The organism is Clostridium sp., from assembly GCF_051654825.1.
Classification (GTDB): Bacteria; Bacillota; Clostridia; order Clostridiales; family Clostridiaceae; genus Clostridium.
This window is the reverse complement of the sequence record NZ_JBOFYU010000214.1, coordinates 32,331-42,101: the sequence shown is the minus strand read 5'-3', so window position 1 is coordinate 42,101 and position 9,771 is coordinate 32,331. Positions and strand designations below refer to the sequence as shown.

The following is a 9,771-nucleotide window of genomic DNA, read 5'->3' as shown; positions in this document are numbered from 1 at the left end:
AAAGAAATCTTCTATTCGAGTATATTATTCACCTTAATTGGTGAATATATACAATGACTTGAAGATATAATATAAATCAAAATATCTTTAATTATTTCTAAGAAGAAATTTCAGATACACAAAGTTTTTTACAGGCTCTTTTTATATAAGTATTAATTTATTAATTAGTAGTCTTTTCAGAAGTATTAGTGTCTAAGTTATTATTAGAGTCACTTGAGTTAGATGTATCTTCAGTTGAAGATGTGTTTTCAGTGTTATTTTCATCTATGTTTGGCTTTGAATCTGTATCTTCATTTGGATTTATACTTCCTTCTTCAGAAGTACTGTTATTAGTATCACTTATGTTTTCTGAAGTATTATCTTTTTCCGGGGTTACAGTTTCAGTTGAGTTTGAACTATCACCTGTAAATAATGATTTAAACCAGTCTACAATATTGCTAAAGAAGTCAGATATATTATTCCAAATGTTTTGGAAAAATCCACTATTACTTAATTCCTTTCCTGCTGTTTCTAAAGCATTAGAAATTTTATCGCTTATATTACTTAATGTTTCCTTTACTTCACTATAATCAATATTTAAATCATTTACTTGAACCATTAAATTAGTGATATTAGATTTTTGTTCATCAGTAATATCTATGGTATAGTCTTTTGTAACCTTATTAACTATTTTTTCTACTTCAGCTTCTGATTTTGGAGCTTCCTTTATAATTTCTGTTTTAACATCATTAATAACAGCAGCAGCTTCATCAAAGCCTATTTCTTCCCCAAGATTAGCAGTAGTCTCTACTTCTTCTTGAGCTACCTTTTTATTTTTTAGGGACAATTCTTCACCTTTTATAGCTTCAAAACCTTTTAATATTCCTGATAAAGCAGATGTTCCAGTAACAGGGAAGGGTGAACTAGCTTTAACATCAGCATTTGTTACACCAGATGTTACAAGGGCATTAGATAACATTAATCCAGTAACCTCAGTTAAATTATTAGCTTGTACATTAATTCCACCTTCGTTAGTAAGTTTTACATATGAAGACGAATAACACCCACCTTGATAATTAGATTGGTCATTAGGATCAAGACCTAATTGCTTAATGATATCATCATTTGTAATTCTATCTATACTAACCTTATCAGTAGTAACGCCAAATTCCTTTAACATTTGTTCTTCTTGTGCATCTGTTAAATCTATTCCAAAGGTTACTCTTTCCTTATTTTGTGCTTGTACATTTACTGTAAAAGAAGAAAATATTAAAGTAGTAACAGTAAGTAATGATATTATTTGTTTTTTCATATTTTAAATCTCCTTATTCAATAGTTTTAACTTATTTTACTTTAATTCTATCTGTAAAACTACTATATAAAGAAATTTTAAGAATAAATTAAGAAAAAATATATTGTTAAAATAAAGAAAATTAAGAAAAAAATGTTGACTTTATTTTAAAGGTGATTTAATATTTAGGTATAAATTAAATATTAATCTTCAGGGCAGGGTGAAATTCCCTACCGGTGGTAAAGCCCACGAGCTCAAAGAGCATGATTCGGTGTAATTCCGAAGCCGACAGTAAAGTCTGGATGAAAGAAGATAGATGGATTTTATGAATGTATGTTACTATACTTAGTTTTTTAGTATATTAATATATTTTAGTAAAGGATTATTTGCTCTGAAACATTTTGTTTCAGAGCTTTTTTATTATTCATCTAGGATACAGTTTTTTTCTGTATCTTTAAAAGCCTTGGGATAAAATTCTCAAGGCTTTTTCTTCTTTTAAATTCTAAATATTTATAAGAATGATAAATGTTTAGAATTAAAAAAAGAAATTTATAGGAAGGTAATTTTATGGATGATAAATATATGAAAATGGCATTAGAGCTTGCTAAGAAGGGGGTTGGAAGAGTAAATCCTAATCCATTAGTAGGAGCAGTTATTGTAAAAAATGAAAAGATTATTGGAGAAGGATATCATGAATATTTTGGTGGCAATCATGCAGAGGTAAATGCAATTAATAATTCAAATGAAGATTTAGTAGGCGCTACTATATATGTAACTTTAGAGCCTTGTTGTCATTATGGAAAAACTCCGCCATGCACAGAACTAATTATTTCTAAAGGGATATCAAAGGTAGTTATAGGAGCATTAGATCCAAATCCATTAGTTTCAGGCAAAGGAATAAAACAGTTAGAGGCTGCAGGTATTGAGGTTGTTTTAAATGTTTTAAAAGATGAATGTACAAGCTTAAATAATGTATTTAACAAATATATTAAAACAAAATTACCTTACGTTGTTCTTAAAGGCGGTATGTCATTGGATGGGAAAATAGCTACTGAAGCTGGTGAGTCTAAGTGGATTACATCAGAAGAATCTAGGAAACATAGTAGACAAGCTAGATATGCATTATCTGCAATTATGGTTGGAGTAGGAACAGTGATTAAGGATAATCCTTTGTTAACTTCAAGAATTCACGATAAAAAAGATCCTATAAGAGTAGTAGTAGATACAGATTTAAGAATTCCATTAGAAAGTAATGTGATTAAAAATAATAAAGATAATTTAACTATTATTGCTACAACTTCTAATAGTGAAAAAAACACGAAAGAATTAATAAAAATGGGTGTAAAGATATTAAGAGTAAAAGAAAAGGAAGGTAAAGTTGATTTAAGAGATTTAATGATTAAGCTTGGTAATTTAGGAATAGATAGTCTTTTAATTGAAGGTGGTGGAAGGTTAAACTTTAGTGCATTAAAAGAAGGAATAGTGGATGAAGTAAGGTTTTATATATCACCAAAGATAATAGGTGGATAAAATTCTATAGGAATAATAGGTGGAAAAGGAATTGAAAAGTTAGATAATGCATTTAAACTTAAAAATTTAAATGTTGAATTTATAGATGAAGATATATTAATTAAAGGTTTTTTATAGGAGGAACAGGTGTTTACGGGACTAGTAGAAGAAATTGGAGAAATTAAAAGTATAAAAAAAAGTAAAAAATCTGCCTTTATTAACGTAAAAGCAAGACAGATATTAAAAGATATAAAAATAGGGGATAGCATTAGTACTAATGGAGTTTGTTTAACTGTAGTTAGTTTTACTGAAAATGAATTTTCAGTAGAGGCTATGGCTGAAACTTTAGAAAGATCTAATATAGGAAAGCTTTCAAATGGAGAAAAGGTAAATTTAGAGAGGGCAATGAAGGCCAGCGATAGGTTTGGAGGTCATATTGTAAGTGGGCATATAGATGGTAGAGGTGTAATTACTTCTTATAAAAATGACGATATAGCAATTTGGATTACTATCGAAGCTAAAGAAGAAATATTAAAATATATAGTTGAAAAGGGGTCTATAACTTTAGATGGTGTAAGTTTAACGGTGGCTTATGTAGATAATGAAAAATTTAAAGTAGGAATTATACCCCATACTTCTAAATTTACTACATTAACAAGTAAAAGTCTGGGAGATGAAATTAATATAGAATGTGATGTAATTGGTAAATATGTAGAAAAACTTGTGAATTTTCAAAAGGTAGAAAAGAAGATTAAGGATATAGATATAAATTTTTTAATAGAAAATGGATTTTAAATTATTAATAGGAGATGAGCGTAATGTTTGAATTTGATAGTATTGAAGAAGCAATAGAAGATATTAAAAAAGGTAAGATAATAGTGGTTATTGATGATGAGGATAGAGAAAATGAAGGAGACTTAGTAATGGCTGCTGAATGTGTGACAGGAAGTAGTATAAATTTCATGGCTATGTATGGAAGAGGATTAATATGTATGCCTGTTGAAGAAAAAAGATTATTAGAACTAGATATAAAAGAAATGGTTTATGAAAATACAGACAATCATAAAACAGCATTTACAGTATCTATAGATGCTGTAGATACAACAACAGGTATATCAGCCTTTGAAAGAGCTCACACAATAAAAAGGGTATTAGATGAAAAGTCAACCAAAGATGATTTTAGAAGACCAGGACATATATTTCCACTGATAGCTAAAGAAGGTGGAGTTTTAAAAAGAGCAGGACATACTGAAGCAGCAGTTGACCTTTCTAAGCTTGCAGGATTTAAAGGAGCAGGAGTAATTTGTGAAATTATGAATGAAGATGGAACTATGGCTAGAACTTTTGACTTAATTAATTTTTCTAAAAAGCACGACTTAAAAATTATAACAATAGAGGAATTAATTAAATATAGAAGATTAAAAGAAAGATATATAGAAAAGGTAACTGAAGCAAAGATGCCTACAAGATATGGTGAATTTAAAATACATGGATATATAAATAAGTTAAATGGTGAGCATCATATAGCATTAGTAAAAGGTGAAATAAATGGGGATGAGAATATTTTGGTAAGAGTTCATTCTGAATGCTTAACCGGAGATGCATTAGGATCAAAAAGATGTGATTGTGGAGAACAATATGATGAAGCAATGAAAAAAATTGCTAATGAAGAATCAGGAGTTTTACTTTACATGAGACAAGAAGGCAGGGGGATTGGTTTAATAAATAAGTTAAAAGCATATAATCTTCAAGATACAGGTTTAGATACTGTAGAAGCAAATTTAGCATTAGGATTTGAAGATGACTTAAGGGATTATGGAATAGGAGCTCAAATACTTGAGGATTTAGGAATAAAGAAAATAAGACTTATTACAAACAATCCTAAAAAGATTATCGGGCTAAAAGGCTATGGAATAGAAGTTGTAGAAAGAGTTCCAATAAAAATAAATCACAATGAAGAAAATAAATATTATTTACAAACTAAAAAAGAAAAAATGAATCATTTAATATAAAAATACTTAAATAAAAAGGGAGATAGAAAGATGAATATATATGAAGGAAGTTTAATTTCAGAAGGGTCAAGATATGGAATAATAGTAGGAAGGTTTAATGAATTTATAACAGGAAAGTTACTTAGTGGAGCAATAGATGGTTTAAAAAGACATGGAGCAAAGGAAGAGGAAATAGATATAGTATGGGTACCAGGTGCATTTGAAATACCATTAATATCAAAGAAGTTAGCTAAAAGTAAAAAATATGATGCTATAATTTGTTTAGGTACAGTAATAAGGGGAACAACGTCTCATTATGATTATGTATGTCAGGAAGTTTCTAAGGGAGTAGCATCAGTTTCATTAGAAAGTGATATTCCAGTTATATTTGGGGTGTTAACTACAGATACTATAGAACAAGCTATAGAAAGAGCAGGTACAAAAGCTGGAAACAAGGGATATGATGCTGCAGTAACAGCAATTGAAATGGCTAATTTAATTAAAAAAATATAATTTTTATTATAAATAGAATCTTTATTTAGAAAGATTCTATTTATTTTATTTCATTTTAAATTCAGAGAACATACATTTTGTGATATACTAATTAAAAATAACATAAAGATACTTAAGATAATGGGGGAGGGAAATGGCAGCAGGCAAAACACATGATAAAATAACAGTAGCATTTTCACCAATTGTAATAATAATCCTTACTATTGTTAATGTAGAATTTATAAATGAAGTTGAAAATATAATTATATTAACCTTTGTAGGTCTATCAGTATATATTTTCGGTGGATATATGTTTTCAGGTGATCTTGATATAAAAAGTAGAGAATATAATAGGTGGGGAAAGATAAAGTTTATTTGGATTCCATATCAAAAGTTTTTTTCGCATAGGAGTATTTTTACACATGGATTTATATTAGGCCCTACGGTAAGATTAATATACATTTACATAATATATATATTAATTTTAGCAGTACTGTATTCATTTACAATAATAAATGTATCAACAATAGATATTGTAAATATTACGTTTGAGTTAATAAAGGGTAATGATATTCTTTTTATTAATATTGGTCTTGGAATTTATTTAGGATCAGGATTACATACAGCTACAGATATAATATATAGTTTCTTAAAAAAGAAATTTACAATCAAAATTAGAAGAAAAAAGAAGTATAAAAGAAAGGTAGCTTGGAGGTAAAGTATTTACCTTGTTAAGAATTAAAAAATTATTACGAAATAAGACATTGATGAATTTGAAATCAATGTCTTATTTTATTGTATATGGAAAAATAATGTATTATAATTAAAGATATCCAAATAACTTGTCAAAGTACATTTAAATATAAAGTGGGGAGAAAATTATGTTAGATGTTTTTATTAATGACAATAGTGAGAAGAATAATATAAAATATACAAAATTTATATTATTAATCCTAATATGCATTATTTTTTTGCTTATAAATTTATTAATTAGAAACTTAAAATCTCCGATAAATCCTGGAGGAAATAATATTTTAGTTGAATGTATGATTGTAAATAATTTCATGAGGTTATTTAATTTAATTTTATGTATTATTTCAATTGGAGCATGTGTATTTTACTATAATTCAACAAAGAAAAAAGAAATATTTATTGTTTCTTTAGCCTTTATGGTACTTTCAGTAGAGATATTTTTTAGATGCTATGATGTAATATTTTGTATAAACGATTTAAATAAAATAGAGGGTGGATATAAAGTTATAAACTCTATACTAAGAGTTACATTATTATTTATTGCTATATCAAAATTTGAAAAGTTAAAAAAATACATTACAAGCAATAAATGGTTTATAACAGGATGTATATATATAATTTCAATAATTGCTAATATTATGGAAGAAAAAAATGGGATTTTATACTTTTTTAAACAAGATAATTTTGCTATTTTATATAGTATAGTTTTTATTTTAATATACAGTATAATAGGAATTACGTTTATGAGAAAGGCTTTTAAAGATAGGGAATATATTTATGCTATTATAGGTTCTAGTATTATATTATTTGCTATAAAAGCTATATATGCAATATTTATAATTGTTGATCCTAATTTTGTACTTAAGGTAATTTCAATTGGAATTACTTATACTACTTTCATTAATATTATAAGTGGTTTATTTATTGAAATAATGATAAAGGTAAGTAAATCAACAATTCTTGAGGAAAAAATGCTTGTATTTTATAGTTTGATAGAAAATGATCCACATAGTGAAATTATGATTTGTACCGAAGATGAAGAAGTAGTATATTGTAATAAAATGGTTAGGAAAATTTATGAAGAAATACATAAAAAAGAAATGACTTATGAAAAAGTAAATGAAGTATTTAAAAACAAAATAAATAATATGGATAAAGAGTATGTAAAGAAAATTAGAAGAACTGTAAATGAAGCTGGATGTTGGGAAGGTTTAATCAAAGTTGGAAAAGGTGATGATGAAGTTTATAGTTCTAAGATGCAAGTAATTTATAATGAAGAAAATCATAAAAATTATGTTATTTCTTTAAGAGATATTACTGAAAGATATAATTTGAAAAAGAAATTAAAAGGAAATGAAAAAAAATTACATAGCCTAACAGAAAATATTAAGGATCTTATTATTAGCACTGATAAGGATAATATAATTGATTATGTAAATAAATCTATGATGAAATTACTTTGTCATAAGGAAGAGGAATTAATAGGTCAAAATATCAATAAATTTATTCTTTCAGAGCCGAGTGTTTTAAAGTCTTTAGAGGATGGAAGTGAATTAATAGTTGAACATTACTTAAGAGATAAAGACAAGCAGATTATAAAACTAGAAACTATAAGAACGCCTATTTATGATGAAACAAATGAAATTCAAGGATGGGTACTTGTAGCAAGAGATATAGAATATAGAGATGAATTAGAAAAGCTAAAAATAAAATACAAAGAAATACAGGAATATCAAGAAATTAAAAATGAGTTTTTTGCCAATTTATCTCACGAACTTAGAACACCTACAAATATAATATATTCATCAATTCAATTATTAGATAGCCAAATTGATAATAATGAATTATTTATGGATTATTACAGAAAATATGATAAGACTATAAAACAAAATTGTTTTAGAATGTTAAGGTTAATAAATAATTTAATAGATATAACAAAATTTGAAGCAGGTTTTTTAAAAACTGAAATGGTTAATGTAAATATTGTAGCTTTAATTGAAGACATAACATTATCTATTATACCTTATGTTGAGTCAAAGGAAATAAATATTGTTTTTGATACAGAGTATGAAGAATTAGAGATAATGTGTGATATAGAAAAAATAGAAAGAGTCATTTTAAATTTATTAGCTAATGCTATTAAGTTTACTAATCTAGGTGGAAATATTCTTGTTCATATAAGGCTAAATGGAGAATATGTTGAAATACTAGTTAAAGATGATGGAATTGGTATTCCTCAACATATGAAGGATGTTATCTTTGAAAGATTTGTTCAAGTTAGCAAGTCATTTAATAGATTAAAAGAAGGAAGTGGAATAGGTCTTGCATTAGTTAAGTCTTTAATAGATCTACATAATGGAAACGTATTTTTAAATGATACAGAAGATAAGGGGTGTGAATTCATCATTAAACTTCCAAATAAAAAGCTCCGATATGCAGAAGAATTTGTTGTGTCAAAGGAAGAAAAACCTCTTCAAGAAAAAATATCTATAGAATTATCAGATATATATGACATATTATAGAGATAATTTAGGTATAATTTAGATAAATTTAATGAAAAAACTCGAAAAATTTGTTAAAATTCTTAAGAGGTTATATTTTTAGGAGGAAAACTTATGATAAATAATGAAAGAGTACTAAAAAGATTTTTAGATTATGTGCAAATTGATTCAGAAAGTTATAATGAAAAAGAATTTGCATTAAGATTAGAAAATGATTTAAAAGAAATTGGTTTAGAGGTTGAATTTGATAATGCTGGTGAAAAGGTAGGTTCAAATACTGGAAACCTTATTGGGAAATTAAGAGGAAATGTTGAAGGAGAATCAATATTATTCTCTTGTCATATGGATACTGTAACTCCAGGTAATGGTGTTAAGCCGGTAATTAAAGATAATAGAGTTTATAGCGATGGAACCACTATTCTTGGCGGTGATGATAAAGGTGGTATAGCTGCAATTATTGAAGCTTTAACAGTTATTAAGGAAAATGATATAAAGCATCCAACTATAGAAGTAGTTTTCACTATAGCTGAAGAAGTTGGTATATTTGGAGCTAAAAACTTAGATTATTCTAAAATAACTTCAAAGACTGCTTATATATTTGATACTAGTGGAGATATAGGGTCAATAGTTATAAAAGGCCCAGCTCAAGATAAATTCCATGTTAGAATATCAGGTAAAACTGCTCATGCAGGGGTAAGTCCTGAGTCAGGAATAAGTGCAATTCAAATAGCAGCTGATGCTATAGCTAATATGAAGCTTTTAAGAATAGATGAAAATACTACAGCAAATATTGGAAAAATATCAGGTGGTGTTGCAACAAACATAGTTTGTCCTGAAGTAATAGTAGAAGCAGAAACTAGAAGTACTGTAATTGAAAGTTTAGAAGAGCAAACTAAGCATATGATTGAGACTTTTGAAAATGCAGCAAAAAAACATGGTGGTTCAGTTGAAATAAATGTTAATAGATTATTTGGACAATTTGTAATTGAAGAAGAAGATGCCATTGTAGCTAAGGCTAAAGAAGCTTTAAAAGCAATAGGAATAGAAGGAAAAGCCGTTTCAAGTGGTGGTGGAAGTGACACTAACATTTTAAATGGAAATGGAATTAAAGCTGTTAATTTATCAAGTGGTGAAAGAAAGCCTCATACTGTTGAAGAGTATATGGAAATTGAAGATTTAACAACTCTTTCAAAGCTTGTTTTAGAGTTAGCAAAAGCATAGAAATAAATACAGAAAAAATTAAAGAATGCCGTAA

The 9,771-nt window shown here is 27.2% G+C and carries 7 protein-coding genes, 1 pseudogene and 1 riboswitch; of the genes and pseudogenes, 7 read left to right on the top strand and 1 reads right to left on the bottom strand.

Annotated elements, in window-relative coordinates:
- Positions 1–160 precede the first annotated feature (160 nt).
- On the bottom strand, positions 161–1,291 hold the full coding sequence (locus ACRDBA_RS12585; protein WP_438573271.1) for a DUF1002 domain-containing protein: 1,131 nt from the start codon (positions 1,289–1,291) through the stop codon (positions 161–163).
- Between the two features lie 181 nt (positions 1,292–1,472).
- Positions 1,473–1,588, top strand: a riboswitch (FMN riboswitch).
- A 249-nt stretch (positions 1,589–1,837) separates the two neighbouring features.
- Here ACRDBA_RS12585 and ribD point away from each other — a divergent pair.
- The 7 genes and pseudogenes from ribD (at position 1,838) to ACRDBA_RS12550 (ending at position 9,737) form a co-directional block, all read left to right on the top strand.
- Positions 1,838–2,917: pseudogene (ribD, locus tag ACRDBA_RS12580) on the top strand (bifunctional diaminohydroxyphosphoribosylaminopyrimidine deaminase/5-amino-6-(5-phosphoribosylamino)uracil reductase RibD).
- A 9-nt stretch (positions 2,918–2,926) separates the two neighbouring features.
- On the top strand, positions 2,927–3,574 hold the full coding sequence (locus tag ACRDBA_RS12575) for a riboflavin synthase (RefSeq protein ID WP_438573270.1): 648 nt from the start codon (positions 2,927–2,929) through the stop codon (positions 3,572–3,574).
- A 23-nt stretch (positions 3,575–3,597) separates the two neighbouring features.
- Positions 3,598–4,791 (top strand): bifunctional 3,4-dihydroxy-2-butanone-4-phosphate synthase/GTP cyclohydrolase II, encoded by a 1,194-nt coding sequence (locus ACRDBA_RS12570; protein ID WP_438573269.1) that lies wholly within the window; start codon positions 3,598–3,600, stop codon positions 4,789–4,791.
- Positions 4,792–4,821: 30 nt separating this feature from the next.
- Positions 4,822–5,283 carry a 6,7-dimethyl-8-ribityllumazine synthase gene (ribH, locus tag ACRDBA_RS12565; RefSeq protein WP_438573268.1) on the top strand — a complete coding sequence of 154 codons (462 nt, stop codon included), beginning with the start codon at positions 4,822–4,824 and terminating at the stop codon, positions 5,281–5,283.
- A gap of 133 nt (positions 5,284–5,416) precedes the next feature.
- The gene (locus ACRDBA_RS12560) at positions 5,417–5,980 is read left to right on the top strand and encodes a metal-binding protein (RefSeq protein WP_438573267.1); all 564 of its coding nucleotides are present in this window, start codon (positions 5,417–5,419) and stop codon (positions 5,978–5,980) included.
- A gap of 163 nt (positions 5,981–6,143) precedes the next feature.
- Positions 6,144–8,537: a PAS domain-containing sensor histidine kinase gene (locus ACRDBA_RS12555; protein ID WP_438573266.1), complete on the top strand. Its 2,394-nt coding sequence runs from the start codon at positions 6,144–6,146 to the stop codon at positions 8,535–8,537.
- Between the two features lie 93 nt (positions 8,538–8,630).
- The gene (locus ACRDBA_RS12550) at positions 8,631–9,737 is read left to right on the top strand and encodes a M20/M25/M40 family metallo-hydrolase (protein WP_438573265.1); all 1,107 of its coding nucleotides are present in this window, start codon (positions 8,631–8,633) and stop codon (positions 9,735–9,737) included.
- Positions 9,738–9,771 lie beyond the last annotated feature (34 nt).